Genomic DNA, 18100 nt, shown 5'->3' with positions numbered 1-18100 from the left:
AATGGACGAAGGAGAGGCGGCGCTGCAATTACTCCTCGTCACTTTTATCGCTGGATTCGACAAATTCCAGTATATCGCCCGGTTGGCAGTGTAGATGTTCACAAATCGCTTCTAACGTTGAGAGTTTAATGGCCTTAGCTCGGCCATTCTTTAACACCGAAAGATTCTGCTCAGTGATACCAACCAGTTGTGCTAATTGGTTGGCTCGCATTTTTCGCTTCGCCAGCATGACATCCAGATTCACGATGATGGGCATAATCAATCTCTCATTCAAATAGTGAGGTCTTGTTCCTCTCGGATCGTAACCGCCTCTTGCATTACACGCGCAATCACTTTCGCCACCAAACCAATCAATAGCACAGCAAAGTCACTGTCCGTGATATCTACCCGAACCTGAAATTCTTCCATTGAATAGCTGAGCGCCATAGTTAATAGCGCATTGGCAATAAAACCAACAAAGGGTAAAGCGATCAAAAGGTTGGCTATTTTACGAAAACAAGCCACATTGGGAAGAGTAAAAACAAGGTTTTGTTTATACAGGCGGAATAACACGATCAGTTGCCAGCAAATCGCCATGACCACAAAGCTCGGCATCATGCCGGGGATTAGCCCTAATATCGCTTGATTGTGATTGAGTGGCAATGACACCTCAATAGGGAAAGAAGCCTCAAACCAAGGCCAATCGAGTATCGAAACGCACAACCACAAGAAAATGTCAGTCACGGGCAGCAGAATAAAAGTGGCCCACAGTATGATGAGGAGTCGGCGGCTCAGCAAAGCAATGGAAGAATTCATAGAACACCTGAATAATATTGATTTCTGATGTGAATGATAGTTTTGAAATGATACTTGTCAATAATTATTTATCGCATTACGATAAGTTCTTATTGTAAAAAATGACATATACAGAAATAAAAAGAAGGAAAAATGATGCATTTGCCAGGTTTCACATTAAGTTCAGCGCTGGTGCTGACTTTCTTTGCAGCTACGCCGACCTTGAGTTTGGCGAATGTTGATACCCAGTCAGAAGTGGCGCATGCCGCTCCAACTTGGCTTAGAGATATTGTGCTGTCACCGGACGGAAAACAGATTGCGTTTACCTATGCCGGACAAATTTGGCTTGTTCCCGCTCAAGGTGGCGAAGCCATAGCGCTTACCGAAAGCGGCGTATACAGCGAAGCGCCAGTTTGGTCGCCAGACAGTCAATCACTGGCTTTCACCGCGAATCGTTATGGGATGGGGGATGTGTTTATCCTTGCGGTTCAAGGGGGAGAAAGCCGTCGATTAACGTATCACGGAGCGAAAGATACGCCGTATGCGTTTTCAGCCGATGGCAAACAACTCTATTTCTCTTCTCGCCGTCTCGGTGACGAGAAAGCCAATGCGAATGTTAAGCAGGGCGGTTTTACGGCGCAGCTCTACTCTGTTCCCGTCACTGGTGGGCGTGAACAACTGGTTCTGCCAATCGCGGTCAGTGATCTGGCTATCTCCCCAACCCAGGCTGACATTCTCTACGCTAATCAACCGTCAGATGAACAAAAATGGCGCAAGAGAGCGGTATCTGATGCCACTCGTGATATCTGGAAATGGTCACCAACGACAGGAAAGCATAGCCAGATCACCTCATTTCGTGGAGAAGACCGCAACCCGGTTTGGAGTGCGGACGGCACGTCTATGTATTATCTCTCTGAGCAGGCTGGTAGTTTTAACGTATGGCAACAGAACTTTGATGGTTCTGAACCGGTACAAGTGACCCATCATAAACAGCTTCCAGTGCGATTCTTAAGTACCAGTTTGCAAGGCGATCTGGCTTATGGATTTGATGGCGAAATATGGCAACTTAAGGCAGGTGCTAAGCAACCACAAAAAGTGCCAGTGTCCATCCGCCGAAGTGCCATGCCTGATGGTCGTCATTCAGTGAATTTCAATCATGAGATGACGGAAATGGTGGTATCGCCCAATTCTCCTGAAGTGGCCATTGTGGCGCGAGGCGATGTCTATGTGGTATCGCTGCTTTCTGGGCTCACCGAGCGAATCACCGATACGCCGGAAGCTGAACGCAACATCGCGTTTTCAAGCGATGGCTTTCGATTAATTTACGCTTCTGAACGTGGTGGCAGTTGGGATATTTATCAAAGCTACGTGAATGATGGAGGGAAGAGTTTCTCTACCTCATTGGATATTGTGGAAGAGTCTGTTCTGACAGCCGAAGAAGATCTGATCCAGCCACTCTATTCGCCCAATAATAAGCGCATTGCTTACCGAGAAAACCGCAACACACTGAAAGTGTATGACATTGAACAGGATAAAACCTTTACCTTATTAGATGATCAAGCGCTCTATTCCTACTTTGATTCCGATCTCAGTTATCAGTGGTCGCCAGACAGTGAGTACTTAGTGACTCGTGATCGAGCAGCATTTAACGGTGATATTCAGCTATTGAAATTTGATAGCAGTGAGGCTCCTGTGAATCTGAGCAACAGCGGCTTTTCTGAATTTGATCCGCAATTTAGTTCGGATGGGCAGTGGGTATATTGGCTAACCGATGCCAAAGGATTGCGTGAAATTAATGATTTCGCGGCGCAGTATGATGTGTATGGCGTCGCACTCAATCGTCAAGCTAAATTTAACTTCAACAAAACGGAAGAACAGCAGTGGCTGGATGAAGAAATTGCGGCAGATAAAGAGGGGGATGATAACGCATTAGCTCCAGTAGTCCCCATCGTCGTGGAAGACCAAGGTCTAAAACTGCGTACGATACGTATGACGCCGACTTCACTCGATATTATTTTCAAGCACTTAATGCCAGATAACCAACACCTGATCATTGCGCACCGCATGGGGGAATCTGTGCAAATCTCAGAAATTGATTTGCACAATGGTGAGATGAAGAACTTGTTCAGCCGCCTTGGTGAAGATGCTGCTTTTCTGGCGATGGCCTCTGACGATGAAAGCTTGTTCATTATTGGTGAGCACGGCATTGAAAACCTGAATGTAGTTACGCAAGACTCGGAGTTTATTCGTTACGAAGCGAAGGCCAATTTCGATTTTCGCGCTGAAATGGCTTACATGTTTGAACATGTGTGGCGTCTGACCCAAACCAAATTCTACGACCCACAAATGCATGGTGTGGATTGGAAACTTTACGGTGACTTGTACCGCAAGCATCTATCAAGCATTCGAACCTACACGGATTTTGCTGAGTTACTGAGTGAAATGGTTGGAGAGTTGAATGTATCGCATACTGGCGCTTCGTTTGCTGCGGGCAGTTCAAGTTGGGAAGAACCTGCATCATTGGGTCTTTATTATGACGATCGTTACCGAGGTAAGGGGGTTCGAGTCAAAGCGCTACTTCCAGGAGGCCCTGCGGATACCTACCAATCACCGATTAAAGCCGGAGCCATCATCTATTCTGTGAATGGTAAAGCCATCAGCGATCAACAAGACATTCACCGTTTCTTGAACTTTACCCAAGGCAAGCTGACTCGACTGAGTGTGCTGACTCCGGGTGATGATAAGGCGAAAAACTTTACCTTGGTGCCTATTGGGCTTGAGGAGGAGAGCGATCTGCTCTACGAACAGTGGGTTGAACAACGACGTGCACTGGTCGAGAAACTTTCTGATGGACGCTTAGGCTACGTGCATTTAGCTGCCATGAATGCCGCCAGTTTTGAGCGCATGCAGAACGACATGTTTGGTCGTGAAAAAGACAAACTGGGTTTAGTGGTGGATGTACGCTTTAATGCGGGCGGTTGGCTGCACGACCAAGTGATAGAAATTCTCTCCGGTACTCGTCATTCGGTGATGCAGACTCGTGATGGGTATGTGGTGGCCTCAGCACCTGAGCGACGTTGGGCGAAACCAAGCATTATGCTCGCTAACGCTGATAGTTATTCCGATGGTTCAATCGTGCCTTATTTTTACCAAACGGAAGGGTTAGGTAAGCTTGTTGGTGAGCGAGTGCCGGGCACCGGAACCGCGGTAATTTGGGAGCAGCAACAAGATCCTAGATTAGTCTACGGTGTGCCACAATTGGGCTTTAAAGACGAACAAGGTCGTTGGTTTGAAAACCAAGAAGTCGTGCCCGATATTCTTGTTTACAACGATCCTGAATCCGTGGAGGCAGGAGCCGACCGACAGCTAGCGGCAGCCGTTGAAGCACTCTTGATTGAGGTTGCCTCTAAATAGGCATAAGAGAAAACAAAAAGCCGCTCGATTGAGTGGCTTTTTTACATTAATTCGCGAGGAATTAATGATCGAGATAGAGGTAGTTTTGCCAGCTCTTCATGCGGATCAGTACCTTACGCATGATAGAGACATGTTCAAAGCTATCGGAGTACACAGCAACTTCTACCGCCGTACCCATAGGGAGGTGGTATTGGCTGAGATCATCCGTAATTTTGAGTGTGACAAAAACACGACCAGAGGTTCTGAGAGCATCAGTACCCAACAGAGTACCGCGGGCTTGGATCTGGCTTTCACCAATCGCTGGCAGCACTTCAATCACTTCCCCTTTAAAGACTTTCCCAGGTAGAGCGCGGAACAAAAATTCAGCTTCGAATCCCGGTTGCAAACGCTGGAGAGAGTTTTGGCGGAAAGCCGCAGTGTAGATTTTCTCTTCAGTGTGCACAAAGGTCATGACCGGAGCTAATGGCAGTGGTACGGACATCATGCCTGGGCGCAAAGCCAGTTGGGTCACATAACCATCGGTTGGGGCATGAACCACCGTTTGTTCTAAATTGAACTCGGCTTTACGCAGTTCGGCCAAGAGCTGAGCAACGGTGGTGTTCTCTCCGCCCACCTCAGAATCTAAAGCGATCTGTGCTTGCTCTTGCTTTGATTGCGCCACTTCTAAAGCGGCTTGCGCGGCTTTAAAGGCTTGGCGCGTGGTATCCATTTGTTGCTCAGTAAACGCACCACGGTCATAACCACGTTTGTATCTTTCGAATTCACGTTGTGCTTTGTCTCGCTCAGCTACTGCTTTAAGAACAGCGGCTTCTGCTTCTTTCAAGGTGGATTCTAGCCCCAAAGCACCTTGGCTTGCCTCTTTCACTTTAGCGCGTAAACGTGCCACTTCGGTTTCAAAAGGCACAGGGTCAATACGAAACAGTACATCACCTTGGGTGAGAGGTTGGTTTGCTTTGACGGGGACGTCAACCACACGACCTCTCACTCCCGACACAATCGGCGTGGTTGAATAAACTTGGTTACCCAACTGAGTAAAAGGGTGGTTGTAGTTCATCAATAAAATCAAAGTACCAATGAGTACTACACCGCCTAACACAGCGGTAGGAACAGTCCATTTATTGAGTGGGATTTTGAAAATTTTAAAAATGGACACACACAATGCGGTGTAAGTCAGGATCAGCAGTAAATCCATTATTGCTTCTCCTCTGACGTTGGCGCTACGACGGCAGTCGGAGCGACAGGGGCGGAAGATGATTTCAAAGTTTCTAGCTCTGTACGTAATTGTTTTACTTCATCAATCAATACATCGACTCGGTGATGTATATCATGCTGTTCGGCTTCCAATTTTTGAAAACCCCAACCACGTTCTTTGCGCCACAACGTGGCCCAGATCCATAAAAATGGCCATAAGGCGTGGAGGGTAAACAGGCTTACCCAGCCTGCATAGTGAATCGCATCTTGGTGCGGGTGGTCGCGCTCTTTAGCGATCTCATAGGGAATGTCGTGAATGACAATGATGCCGTAAAAGATGACCAGGGCGACAAAAATGAGCAACCCAAGGGCAAAATAGTCGAGAAACATGCAGTGGTCCTTTTATCCAATAAAGCGGAATAACCTGTTATACCAAACGACGGCATAACGGGTGGCGAGCGAAGTGAAAGACGTCCGGATGGTACTATGTCCACCACCACATTCATCGCCGAAATGATAGTAAACTGAATGATACTAGAAACATAGCGCAGAAGATGACGCTGAGACGGGTATTGTCTGTTTTTTGCTATTCGACACACACTTGGTTGCGGCCGTTAGCTTTGGCTCGGTACAGAGCTTTATCCGCCCGGTAGAAAGTACGCTGAGTATTTTCACCATCGCGATGCAAAGTGATGCCGATACTGACAGTAAGGCCACGTTCGCCAAGCACTTCTTGCCAAGGAAAATCGAAAATACGCTGACGGAAGGTTTCCGCATGCATTTGCGCCATTTCGGAAGTGGCGTGTTCAATGATCACCAGAAACTCTTCGCCCCCAAAACGCACACAGGATGCACCACGGAATTTAAAGTAGGATGCCAGCTCGCTAGAGACATTCACAATCGCTTTGTCACCCACCAAGTGGCTGAGCTCATCGTTGATCGATTTAAAGTGATCGATATCCACCACCAAGAAAGCAAATGGTGTTTCATGGAGCAGCAGATCTTTAAGTTTAACGTCAAGCCAGCGGCGGTTATGCAGCTTAGTCAGAGGGTCGGTGAACACATCCTGTTGTAGCTGCAGTACAGTATTTTTCTGGCTTTCGGTGGTCTCTTTGAGTTCACGATTTTCCAATTCCGACAGGATCAGTTTGAGTTGCAGTTCAAAGCGTGACAGACGACGCAATTGAATTGGGCCTAATTCGCTGATTGGAATGCGCTTCATCAAGTCGCTTTCGATGCGGAAGACTTTTTTCTCATAGGTGAGTGCGGTGGAGTACATGCCTTCTAACTCACACACTTCACTGAACGCTTCAAACAAGCGTTTTTCAAGGAAGGGAGAATGGGCGTTCTTTAATCGTTTCTCTGTGCTGCTGAGCAACAAGGTCGCAAGATGTGCTTTTCCAGATCTTGATAGGCAATGTGCCAGTTCAATACGAAGCATGCTCGAAAGCCAATCAGAAGGGGTGAGTGAAGAAGAGTACTGGGCATTGGCCAGTGTCATCATGGCTTTTTGCGCTTTACCTTGTTGTAGGTAAAGTTTGGCTTGATAAAGCATGATCTGCCCGGTGAGCAGTTTATCGCTGACGAGAATACTCAGTTCTTCACACTCTTTGATGAGATCATTGGCGGCGGCAAAACGACCAAGGCTAATGTAGCAAGCCAGCATGTAGAGCTTGTAGCGTAGGCGCAAGGAGCGGCTGGAAATCGCGTGGTCGATACCATCAATTTTCTGGTAGTAGCGTAATGCACGATTATGATCGCCGTAGGCATCACACAAATTGCCCATGCCGAGCACCGCCAGAACGTAGTCATCAATCATGCCATGTTGAACCGCGATATTCGAAATGGCCACATATTCAGAAAGGGCAGCGATATATTCGCCGTGATCGAGCAAACGCTCACTGAGGCTGTGTTTTACCGAAAGTACCAACTCCAAATCTGCAGGCAACTCTAACAGCGATAGGGCGGCACGCAACTCTTCAATACTGGTTTGCCACTGTTTCATTTCACGGCGATATTCCGCGCTGATGATGTAGCTTTGTGCACGCTCTTGCGCAGTAGTCGCCACATGCTGTCTGACATGGTTCCAGAAAATAATCGCTTCTTCACCAGCGACAGAGGCCGCATCCAGCCCAGCTTCTTTGATCTTATTGAGCAGGGTTTCCATACGACGTTTCCTGTGCTGGAGTATCAATCAACTGTTCCAAGGTAAATGGGAAAGAGAGAATATCTTGGAGCATGATTTTGGGGAGTGGGCCTTCCAAACCTTTACGGTGCCATGGGTAGATTTCAATCATTTTCGCCATGACTTGGAAAATTTCTAAAGCGGCATCGCCTTTTTCTGCCAGCAGCAAGCCTAAACGGTCACTACTGATCCGTGAAAGTAAATCTTGTGGTGCGCACAGTGAATGGATCACTTCCGTACACACATCAATGTATTTCGCGTTTTGGTGTTGAATGACCACCACAGCGTGGTTGGATTTTTTCAGCTCAGTTTTGAACAACACCAACTGTTCCCACCAATAGGTTTCTGAAACCACGTTGGTCAGGTGTTTTTCTGGGTCGAATTCGTGTTGACCTCGGATCCGATTGATCAGTTTGCGCGCCCGCTGTTCGAGCTGGCGTTTCGATGAACGTGCTTTATCCATACCCACACGCATGGTTTGCTCACGCAGCATCATCACGGTATAGCGTCGGTATTTTTTAAAGGCGATCAACGCGGCTTGAGCATCACCATTCTCTTCCGCCACGCGTGACTGTTGATAACAGATTTGTGAGAGGAGTTCGCCATTATCAAATGAGCTGGCCGCTTTCTCAGCACTGCTCAGAAGATCAGCGGCGGCAGAAAAGTTCTTACGCAGAAGCTCCAAACGCGCTCGGCTGATGAATGAGTGCGCTTTCATCCACGTCAGATTGTTGGCTACCGCCAGCTCATGAGCTCGCCGTGTCGCTTCTTCCGCATCTTCAATTCGTTCCAAACCAAGCAGCGCTAAACCGCGAAAATCCCATACTTCTGCTTGCCATGTGGTGTTGGGGTGGTTCTGTAGCACTTCTTCCGCGCCATCGAGCACCGTTAGCATGTCAACATACTGGCCGAGGTGGTAGAGATCCCACGCCCATAAAATTCGCGCTTTACCTTCTAGCCAACTGATACGAGTGTTATTGGCAACTTTCACCGCAAGATCATGGGTTGAACAGGCCAGTTTATATTCGCCAGTAATACGCCAGATATTGCCAAGGCCAATCAGACACTCGATTTCCGTTTCTGGCTCATCGATCAGCGCTGACTGTTCTAAGGCATTAATCCAAAATTGCTGAGCGGTGTAGTATTTGGCTTGACCCCAACAGTGTAAAGCGTGGATGTGCAAGATCTCTGGCAGAAAATGGTCGGTATCGAGGTTACTCTGGTTTTGATAGGCGTCTTTGATGTACTTCAGCCCCGTTCGATAGTCCATTTTGCACCAGTAGCAGCGCGACATGATGATCAGGGCTTCGATGATGGCCGTCGTAAAATGAATTTGTCGAGCTCGGATTAAACACTGTTCTGCTTGGACTAATACCTTCTCTGGCTCAGATTCAATGCGCGATCTGAGCTGTTCTAATTCCAGTTCAAGAAGATATTGGCTTTTGTCCAAAATACAGTCGTCCTTAGGCGATTTAATGCTCGACATGACGCGTCCATTATAAAGTGAAGGCGTCATTAAACACGAATTCATATGAAAAAACGGACACTTTTATCAAGTCATTCGACAATAATTGGTGTTATCTCACACTCTTTCTTCTAAGCAATTTAGGACAAAAGTTCCTTTAATGTTAGAGGGTGCTGCGATAAACCTAAGTTTTGTGCCGCAGTGAAGCCGTGTTTATCTTGGTAGCATAAATTGTGCCATGCACGGAAAATATCCAGTAAAGGTTGAATTCCCCCCGGGCGTAGCTTACGACGCGGTTCGTTAATGAAGGATTCAAACAGCAGTTGGAATCGATTTTGGTAGAACTCGATTTGTCGGGTTGAAGCGTGTTGTAGCCAATGTTGTGGGTCTGGGTGGCTGCCCGCGAGATAGCAAATCCCTTTCGCTTTGGTGCCTAAATGGGCGATTGCCCAGCGATCACGCCACCACCCCACATGTACGATATCGGTTTTATCGAATTGGGTTTGGGCTTGCCAATCGGGATCTTCTTCTACGTACATCAGGTCAACATTTTGACGTTGGATTCGGGATAAGCTGACACTCAGGGCTGCCGAACGCAGTAGCGGATCTTGCGGCATGTAAATCGAAACGCGCTTCTCCGGATCGCACATATCCAGTACGTGCAAGTAATGGGCATATGAAGTGTACGGCGGACGAATCACCGCACCTTTTGACGGGTAGTGAAACTGAGTCAAATTCCCCATAGGATCTTCCACATTGCCTCGCGCCAAGATCAACTGGTAGCGGTTATCGATGCGCTCACGCAGTAACGAAGCATTTTTATGAGGTAAGGCTTGGGCTTCTGCCAGATATTCCCGAGGAACAAAACGCGCAGGCATTTGATACGGATCGTGGTCAAACGAGCCTTGCGGCTCTTCCGTAGCCGAATAGTTGAGATGTTGGCATAGGATGTAGCCCGTTCTGGCATCCCCCGTCGCGATCCAAAACACCCCATTATGGCTGTGTGACTGTAAAGGTTGATAGTGCGAAGCAAATTGATACGTCTCAGCATGGTTTACCCAGCGTGCATCAATCATTGCCAATTTTCGGCGACAGCGGCTGGCGATATGGTCAAGATGATCGTAAAACGTCTTGGGATTGATGGTTAACTTACGGCAAATTTCACGTACAGAGTAGCCAGTGAACAGTAACCCGAGCAGAGATTCTTGGAAATTGAGTTTATGGTTCGCGCCCGACCATTTGTCGACAAAGGTTGCGTGACAAGCTTTGCAACGATAACGCTGGCGATCGCCGCTGTAACCAAAGGCATGGTACAGCTGTTTGTGAGTGTGCACGGATAGACCCGTATTCGCGCAAGCCGGATTACGGCAAGCGGGAAGGCCTTCACTGTGCAATTGACGCAAGCGGTGCAGTTCATTCACCACTTCACGATTATTAAGTAAGGGGGGGAAAGCTCCACATTCACGACAAACCATCGCTGGCCGTTTCGGGTTTACGCGCTGCAAAACGTAATGTTTTGCTTCACTCAATCCAAAGTTGTCACACGCCAATGTTTTACAAAAGTTGAGTTGTAAACCTTCTGCGTCCGGTGGTAGTTGGTCGTTAGGCACGATCTCCCCCTCGGGGTATTTCTGACCGTCAGACCTTTCAGCCTGACGGTGATGACAAGATAAATTAGATGTTGATTGCGGTTTCAAGCGCGACTTTCATCATGTCATTAAATGATTTTTGACGATCTTCAGAGCTGAGTTTCTCGCCACGCAGAATGTGATCAGAAACAGTCAGAATCGTCAGAGCACGAGCGCCAAGGTCAGCGGCTACACCGTAGATACCAGCTGCTTCCATATCCACACCTAAAATGCCCAGTTTCTTCATTTTTTCGAAGATTTCTGGCTCAGGGGTGTAAAACAGATCCGCAGAGAAAACGTTACCCACTTTCACTGGAACTTGTTGAGCACGTGCTTGATTCACGGCGGTTTCCAGCAGATCGTAATCCGCGATCGCAGCAAAATCATGGCCGCTGAAACGGATGCGGTTGACTTTAGAGTCGGTCGATGCACCCATGCCGATGACAACGTCCATCAGTTTAACGTCGTCACGCACTGCGCCACAGCTACCGATACGGATGATGTTTTTCACGCCGTATTCAGCAATCAGCTCATGTACATAGATGCTGCAAGATGGAATACCCATACCATGACCCATTACGGACACTTTTTTGCCTTTATAAGTGCCAGTAAAGCCATACATGCTGCGTACATCACACACTTGCTTCGCGTCTTCTAGGAAGGTTTCTGCAATGTATTTAGCACGTAGCGGATCGCCCGGCATCAGCACGGTTTCAGCAAAATCACCAGGTTGTGCGTTAATGTGTGGGGTTGCCATGGTTATTCTCCAATTCAGTTCAGCCGACAGACAAAATATTGATTACGAATCCTGTTGGCTGAGGATTTATCTGTTGAGCCAATAGTAGCCAGTATAGGCAGGGCTCCTTGAGAGGGGTGTCACAAAATACTCTCTTTTAAGCTCAAGGTAGCCTATTGATAACGAAATTTGTTGAAACTGATAAGGCAAGCGTTTTGGTAATCGTTTGGTTTTTCTTCTCGTGATTTTTCTGTACAAAAAAAATATTTGTACACCATAAAATGACATGCTATAGATCTTGTACAGAAATTCTCATTGTACAGATAAGTGTTGGAGACTCGTATGCAGACCACGCCGCTTAAAATTGGCATTAGTGCTTGTCTACTCGGGGCCAAAGTGCGCTTTGATGGTGGGCACAAAATCAGCCACTTCGTGACGGATGAACTTGCGCGTTACGCCGAATTTGTTTCTGTCTGTCCTGAAATGGGGATGGGCTTGCCGGTGCCACGAGCAACCTTAAGGCTGATCTCTGAGGGTGAACGGATTGCCTTGGTGGAAACCAAAGATGGCACTCGCGACCATACCGAAGGGCTGGAACGCTATTCGCAGCAAAAAGTCGCGGAGTTGCAAACCTCAGATCTTTGCGGCTATATCGTCTGTGCCAAGTCCCCAAGTTGCGGTATGGAACGAGTCAAAGTGTACAAACAGCATGGCACGGAGAAAGAGGGTGTGGGTATTTACACTCGAATCTTGATGGAAAAAATGCCTTGGTTGCCTGTTGAAGAAGATGGTCGTTTGAATGACCCAGTGCTACGTGAAAACTTCATCACTCGTCTGTACTGCTTGCACGATTTTTACACCAGCATGGGTGAAGCTCCAAGCGCCAAAAAAGTGGTGGATTTTCACTCTCGCTACAAACTGAGTTTGATGGCGCATCATCCAGAGTCCTATCGGGCTTTGGGGAAATTGGTGGCCAACGTAAAACAGTATCCGCTGGACACGTTTATTCAGGAGTACCGTTTAGGTTTGATGCAGGCTTTGGCTCACCGTGCCAGTCGCAAGAACAACACCAATGTGTTGATGCATCTGCAAGGGTATTTCAAACGCTCGCTCAACAAACTGCAAAAAGCAGAGTTGTCGCAAGTGATCGAAAGTTACCGATTAGGTGAACTGCCACTGCTTGCGCCACTGACTTTGCTAAAACATTATCTCGCGTTGTATCCCGATGGGTATCTTGATCAACAACGCTATCTGAATCCTTATCCTCAGGAGTTGAAATTACGTTATGGCTTGTGATGAAAAACGCTACGCGATACGCGAAGTAGCAGAAATAACCGGCGTAAAGCCTGTAACCCTGCGTGCATGGCAGCGTCGGTATAATCTGGTGCAGCCGGATCGTACTGAAAAAGGGCACCGTTTGTTCACCGAGCAAGACATCGAAATGATCCGCCAAATCCAAAGCTGGCTGGCGAAAGGGGTGGCGATTGGTAAAGTCGGGTCACTGTTACAAAGCGGCGTGACTGATACAGAATTCGCCCCACAAAGTGCTAATCAACTGGAAGAGTGCGAAGCTTTACTCATGGCACTGGCTGATCTGCAGCGCTCCAAAGCAGAGCAGATCATCGCCACCGTATTAAAAGAATATCCGCTGAATGTGATGCAAGCTCAGTTTGTACAGCCTGTTGCAGAAGCGTTAGAAAGAGTCAAAGGCCCACTGCGTTCCCTACAAATGGGGCTGTTTCGCACTTTAATGTTGACGAAACTGGCGTTTATTCTCGATGCCGAAAACAAAGCTGCTAACAAAGGTAAATGCCTGTGTATCAGTCTGGATGAAGCGGGATCGCTCAATGCTTGGTTATGGGCGCTGGCATGGGCTGAAAAAGGCTATCAAGTTACCTTGCTTGAAGCGGTGGATGACATTCGTGGCCTGCCGGATCACGCTGGCTTGGCTCAGTATCAAACTTTGGCGTTTCACGCCCATCGAGCCTTGCCTGCCGTTCAGCAACAAGGATTGGAGCGCCTGCAAGAGCAATTTGGTGAACAGTGCGTGTTATCGGATGTACTGCAACAGCTACAACAATAAGGTATTGCCATGAAATTGGTTTGGTTTCGGCGCGATCTGCGCAGCTTTGATAACACGGCACTTACTGCTGCGATAGAAAGTGGAGAAACGGTGGCAGCGGTGTATGTTGCGACACCTCAGCAGTGGCTGCAACACCATTTAGCTCCGATCCAAGCGGATTTTATCTGGCGTCGTTTGTCCGCATTGCAGCAAGAGTTAGCAGCGATCAATATCCCGCTTTTTTATCAGCAAGTAGCGGATTTTCGTGAGGCCGCCCATGCCGTTAATCAATTGGCAAAGGCGTTGAATGCCAATCAAGTGTTGGCCAACCGAGATTATGAGTTGGATGAGCAGCAGCGTGATCTTCGCACAGAGCAGTTTCTCGCTGAGCAGGGAATTTCATGGTCTGCTTTTGACGATAAGTGCATTCTTCCTCCGGGTTCAGTACGCACCAAACAAGGTGAATTTTTTAAAGTTTTCACCCCTTTCAAACGCGCTTGGTTAAGCTTGTTTCAACCTCCGGTGATCCCAAGAAACCACTCTGCGGCCCCTTGGGATGTACCCAACGAGTTCAGCCATTTGGTCTGGAACACAGACCAAGTGTTTAATTACCCAAGAGTTGACAGTTCTCAATGGCCCGTGGAGTTTGAGGTTATACGTACTCAACTGCGCGATTTTTGCCGAGAGCGAGTGCAGGATTACCATCAATGGCGTGATTTCCCAGCGCGTGAAGGCACAAGTGTTCTTTCACCTTATTTGGCGATTGGTGCTTTGTCGGCACGTCAATGTGTCGCTCGCCTTTATCGAGAATCAGCAATGAGCGCACTCAGCGAAGGTGCCCAAGTCTGGCTAAGTGAGCTTATTTGGCGGGAGTTCTATCAGCACTTGGTGGCGATTGAGCCTAATATTTCCAAAAGCCGAGATTTCCTAGAATGGGGTGCTCGTCTTGAATGGTGGAACGATAGCGAAAAATTCCAGCGCTGGTGTGAAGGCCAGACGGGGTATCCGATTGTCGATGCTGCGATGCGTCAGCTCAATCAAACGGGATGGATGCACAATCGATTACGCATGATAGTCGCGAGCTTTCTGACCAAAGATCTGCACATCGATTGGCGCTGGGGCGAACGGTATTTTATGAGTCGTCTGATTGATGGTGATTACGCGGCTAACAATGGTGGTTGGCAGTGGTGCGCGTCAACGGGGTGTGATGGGCAGCCTTATTTCCGGATTTTTAATCCTGTCAGTCAGGGGGAAAAGTTCGATCCAAATGGGGATTTTATCCGCCGTTGGGTACCTGAACTGCGTTCCGTTTCCTCTGCCTATATTCATCAGCCTTGGACCTATCCAGCGGTCAATAGTGTGTTATATCCTGCGCCACTAGTTGATCATAAACAGGAAAGAGAAGTAACCTTACGTTTGTATAAAACAGCGAAGGGATAACCAGCAGTATGTGGCGGAAAGTTTGGGCAATCGGTTGTTCATTGGTGGTCACTTATAGTGTGAATGCCGCCGTGTTTGAACTGCCTGTTGAAGGCAGCAGCATAGTCGGTAGCACGCAGTACCATGAAATTCAAAAAGGGCAAACGCTGTCTGACATTGCTAAACAGTATGACATTGGCTTTCTGGCGCTGATGGCGGCCAACCGTGGGGTTGACCCGTTTTTACCGCAAGAAGGCTTTGTGCTGTCGATTCCTGCGCAGATCATTTTGCCGAAAGTGCCTTATGAAGGGATCGTGATCAACCTTGCTGAGTTGCGCCTTTACTATTTCCGACCCGATGAAGGCAAAGTGCATATTTTCCCCGTCGGTATCGGGCGAATTGGCCGCGATACTCCGGTAATGCAAACCTCGATCAGTGGTAAACGCAAAAATCCGACTTGGACTCCGCCTGCTTCAATTCGCAGTGAATACAAAGCGAAAGGGATTGAATTGCCTGCCGTAGTGCCTTCTGGCCCAGAAAACCCACTTGGTGATTATGCGATGAGATTGGCCTATGGCTCTGGCGAGTATTTGATCCACGGAACCAACAAAGATTTTGGGATTGGGATGCGGGTAAGTGCTGGTTGTATTCGTATGGATCCCAAAGATATCGAATGGCTTTATCAGCAAGTTGAACGCGGTGAGAAAGTGCGGATTATCGATGAGCCGATCAAAATTGCCCTTGAACCGGATCGAAGCGTGTTTATTGAAGTGCATGAACCACTCACACGCAGTAATGGTGTGAAGAAAAGCTTAGTGATGCCGCAAGAACTGAGTTGGTGGTTGGAAGAAAATAAAGTTTCTGATGCCAAAGCTCGCGCCGCACTGTTGGCACAAAATGGAGTGCCGATTGAAGTGGTACCACCTCAATGGGATTCCTTCACCCAATAACAGATTGCCAAGCCACGGCATGATGACTAAGGTTTCAAAAATAAAAAAGAGCCAGCAATCGCTGGCTCTTCAATTAATCAATCACTCAAATATTACTTAGTGTAAGACTGAGCAATGTTGTCGATACGTTCGTTAGCGCGTGCAGCTTCTTCCTGAGCGGCTTTCGCTGCTTCAGTTGCTTGATCCACTTTTGATGTCAGTGCTGCAACTTGCGTGTTCAGTTCGCTGACCTGATTGCTGATTTCGTTCATTTTTGCAGTGGTAGCTTCATCAGGACCTGAGGCGCAACCCGCCAGTAGAAGTACGGAAGACGCGGCTGCGGCGATTAACATCTTGTTCATAGAGAACTCCTTAACTTGTAAGTCGGTGTCAGTTACGTCCTATACTTAGTGTGTTTAAAATAAGGACGAGTTAAATTGTAGTCGCTATTTCGCGCAAAACTAGCCCTGAAAAGTTAAAAAAATCCAAGAATTTGACAACGAATCAATAAATTGTCCGACATCTCAACTTTTGGCTGATGAGTTGAGCATTTTGCATTCGATAGGCTTATTCATTTTGGGATTATTTTATAGCTCGACTATCTATAAATAGGCGATTTGCGCTATCATAACGGACTTTTTCGTGATCTGCTTTACACTTTTTAGCATAACCAAAGATGGAGAATACTTTGCAATTCAAAGATTTAGGCTTAGATAATCGCTTACTGAAAAATCTAGCGCATTACAATTTCAAACAAGCGACTGAGATCCAACAGCAGGCAATCCCCTTATCTATCGCGGGGCGTGATCTGTTGGCTTCATCTAAGACGGGTTCAGGCAAAACGCTGGCATTCGTGCTGCCTATGCTACATAAATCTTTAAAAACCAAAGCATTTTCAGCTAAAGATCCGCGTGGTGTTATTTTAGTTCCAACGCGTGAGTTGGCGAAACAAGTGTATGGTGAGCTGCGCTCTATGTTGGGTGGTTTAAGCTACACCGCAACCCTAATCACGGGTGGTGAAAACTTTAACGATCAGGTTAAAGCTTTGGCTCGTGACCCGAAATTTATCGTGGCAACACCGGGACGCTTGGCGGATCACCTTGACCACCGCTCACTGTTTCTGGATGGCTTGGAAACGCTCGTTTTAGATGAAGCTGACCGTATGCTGGATTTAGGCTTTGCCAAAGAACTGCGCCGTATCCATAACGCCGCTAAGCACCGCCGTCGCCAAACGTTGATGTTCTCTGCGACGTTAGATCACGCGGACGTGAATGACATCGCGATGGAAATGCTCAATGAGCCAAAGCGTATCGCGATTGGCGTAGGCAGTGAAGAGCACAAAGACATTACTCAGCACTTCTATCTGTGTGACCATCTGGATCACAAAGAAGCGTTGTTAGAACGTATCTTGGCGGATGCAGAATACCGCCAAGTGATCATTTTCACCGCAACGCGTGCGGATACGGATCGTCTGACTGAAAAACTCAACCAGAGCAACCTTAAAGCAGTAGCACTGAGCGGTAACTTAAACCAAGCTCAACGCAACACCATCATGAGCCAATTTGAGCGTGTGGTCTTTAAGATTTTGGTAACTACGGATGTTGCTTCACGTGGTCTTGATATTCCGACAGTGACTCACGTTATTAACTTCGATATGCCAAAACATACTGAAGAATACGTGCATCGCATTGGTCGTACTGGTCGTGCGGGTAACAAAGGTGATGCTATGTCACTGGTTGGCCCGAAAGATTGGGATAGCTTCAAACGTGTAGAAGCTTTCTTACAGCAAGAGATTCAATTTGAAGTATTGGATGGCTTAGCCGGTAAGTTCAAAGGGCTAAAACCACGCCAAGCCACCAAGAAAACAGCGCCGAGCAAGCGTGTTGAAAAAGCGAAAGCGCCTGCGAAAGCGAAGAAGCCAGCGTCTCGTGATAAGAGCTTCTACCAGAATGTGGCTGTGGGCGATTCGGTATTTATCCCGAAAAAGAAAGTGGCACCAAAGCCTGAACTCGATCAGGAAGATGAGATCGAATAAGCAAGGTGTGGAATGTTCTTTGAACTGTGCTTGATCTGATTTAAGAAAAAACCGCCAGTATTGGCTGTCTCTTATACACAAATCCCCCGTCAAGTACGGGGGATTTTTTTGAACTCTGTTTGATGTTGTCGATCTGATCTTCATTACAACATCAGGCAAACACTATGAACTTTATATCAAACTCTGCACAATGGGCTAAACATGTCTTTCAACATGCCAACTTAGGTGATAGCCGACGCGTTAACCGCTTGATTAAACTCTC

16 protein-coding genes are annotated in these 18100 nt (G+C 47.5%); 7 read left to right on the top strand and 9 right to left on the bottom strand.

Going from position 1 to position 18100, the window contains the following annotated elements:
• Positions 1-28: 28 nt before the first annotated feature.
• Both D908_RS07070 and D908_RS07075 read right to left on the bottom strand, forming a co-directional pair.
• The gene (locus D908_RS07070) at positions 29-256 is read right to left on the bottom strand and encodes a helix-turn-helix domain-containing protein (RefSeq protein WP_001121820.1); all 228 of its coding nucleotides are present in this window, start codon (positions 254-256) and stop codon (positions 29-31) included.
• A gap of 14 nt (positions 257-270) precedes the next feature.
• On the bottom strand, positions 271-795 hold the full coding sequence (locus D908_RS07075) for a DUF2975 domain-containing protein (protein WP_005525315.1): 525 nt from the start codon (positions 793-795) through the stop codon (positions 271-273).
• 135 nt (positions 796-930) lie between these two features.
• Here D908_RS07075 and D908_RS07080 point away from each other — a divergent pair, with 135 nt between their 5' ends.
• On the top strand, positions 931-4188 hold the full coding sequence (locus D908_RS07080; RefSeq protein WP_005525313.1) for a S41 family peptidase: 3258 nt from the start codon (positions 931-933) through the stop codon (positions 4186-4188).
• Positions 4189-4249: 61 nt separating this feature from the next.
• On the opposite strand, the gene D908_RS07085 is transcribed toward D908_RS07080, so the two are convergent.
• From D908_RS07085 to deoD, 6 genes are all read right to left on the bottom strand, one after another.
• Positions 4250-5380, bottom strand: coding sequence for an HlyD family secretion protein (locus D908_RS07085; RefSeq protein WP_005525311.1), 1131 nt, complete (start codon positions 5378-5380; stop codon positions 4250-4252).
• Positions 5380-5769, bottom strand: coding sequence for a DUF3302 domain-containing protein (locus D908_RS07090; RefSeq protein WP_000478175.1), 390 nt, complete (start codon positions 5767-5769; stop codon positions 5380-5382). Before D908_RS07090 ends, D908_RS07085 begins: the two co-directional genes overlap by 1 nt.
• 196 nt (positions 5770-5965) lie before the next feature.
• Positions 5966-7546: a GGDEF domain-containing protein gene (locus D908_RS07095; RefSeq protein WP_005525309.1), complete on the bottom strand. Its 1581-nt coding sequence runs from the start codon at positions 7544-7546 to the stop codon at positions 5966-5968.
• Entirely contained in the window at positions 7527-9014 is a 1488-nt protein-coding gene (locus tag D908_RS07100; RefSeq protein WP_005525308.1) for a tetratricopeptide repeat protein, read from the bottom strand. Before D908_RS07100 ends, D908_RS07095 begins: the two co-directional genes overlap by 20 nt.
• 155 nt (positions 9015-9169) lie before the next feature.
• Complete coding sequence (locus tag D908_RS07105) at positions 9170-10639, bottom strand: hypothetical protein (protein WP_005525306.1); 1470 nt, start codon at positions 10637-10639, stop codon at positions 9170-9172.
• A 64-nt stretch (positions 10640-10703) separates the two neighbouring features.
• Positions 10704-11414: a purine-nucleoside phosphorylase gene (deoD, locus tag D908_RS07110; protein ID WP_000224888.1), complete on the bottom strand. Its 711-nt coding sequence runs from the start codon at positions 11412-11414 to the stop codon at positions 10704-10706.
• Positions 11415-11735: 321 nt separating this feature from the next.
• Here deoD and D908_RS07115 point away from each other — a divergent pair, with 321 nt between their 5' ends.
• The 4 genes from D908_RS07115 to D908_RS07130 are packed head-to-tail and all read left to right on the top strand — an operon-like array spanning position 11736 to position 15824.
• Complete coding sequence (locus D908_RS07115; protein WP_001195132.1) at positions 11736-12689, top strand: YbgA family protein; 954 nt, start codon at positions 11736-11738, stop codon at positions 12687-12689.
• Complete coding sequence (locus D908_RS07120) at positions 12679-13476, top strand: MerR family transcriptional regulator (protein WP_000742039.1); 798 nt, start codon at positions 12679-12681, stop codon at positions 13474-13476. Before D908_RS07115 ends, D908_RS07120 begins: the two co-directional genes overlap by 11 nt.
• A 9-nt stretch (positions 13477-13485) precedes the next feature.
• Positions 13486-14895: a deoxyribodipyrimidine photo-lyase gene (phrB, locus tag D908_RS07125; protein ID WP_005525304.1), complete on the top strand. Its 1410-nt coding sequence runs from the start codon at positions 13486-13488 to the stop codon at positions 14893-14895.
• 8 nt (positions 14896-14903) lie between these two features.
• Positions 14904-15824 carry a L,D-transpeptidase family protein gene (locus D908_RS07130; RefSeq protein ID WP_000269112.1) on the top strand — a complete coding sequence of 307 codons (921 nt, stop codon included), beginning with the start codon at positions 14904-14906 and terminating at the stop codon, positions 15822-15824.
• A 92-nt stretch (positions 15825-15916) separates the two neighbouring features.
• Here D908_RS07130 and D908_RS07135 read toward each other — a convergent pair whose 3' ends face one another.
• The gene (locus D908_RS07135; RefSeq protein WP_001038494.1) at positions 15917-16165 is read right to left on the bottom strand and encodes an Lpp/OprI family alanine-zipper lipoprotein; all 249 of its coding nucleotides are present in this window, start codon (positions 16163-16165) and stop codon (positions 15917-15919) included.
• 326 nt (positions 16166-16491) lie between these two features.
• Between D908_RS07135 and D908_RS07140 the strand changes: the two genes are divergently transcribed.
• The gene (locus D908_RS07140; protein WP_001159699.1) at positions 16492-17838 is read left to right on the top strand and encodes a DEAD/DEAH box helicase; all 1347 of its coding nucleotides are present in this window, start codon (positions 16492-16494) and stop codon (positions 17836-17838) included.
• A gap of 164 nt (positions 17839-18002) precedes the next feature.
• The coding region (locus tag D908_RS20535) for a transposase DNA-binding-containing protein (protein WP_134815413.1) at positions 18003-18100 on the top strand (98 nt) is incomplete at its 3' end.

This window comes from Vibrio mimicus CAIM 602, from assembly GCF_000338875.1.
Classification (GTDB): domain Bacteria; phylum Pseudomonadota; class Gammaproteobacteria; order Enterobacterales; family Vibrionaceae; genus Vibrio; species Vibrio mimicus.
Note: the sequence above shows the minus strand (reverse complement) of the source record. Positions and strands in the feature narration are given on the sequence as shown.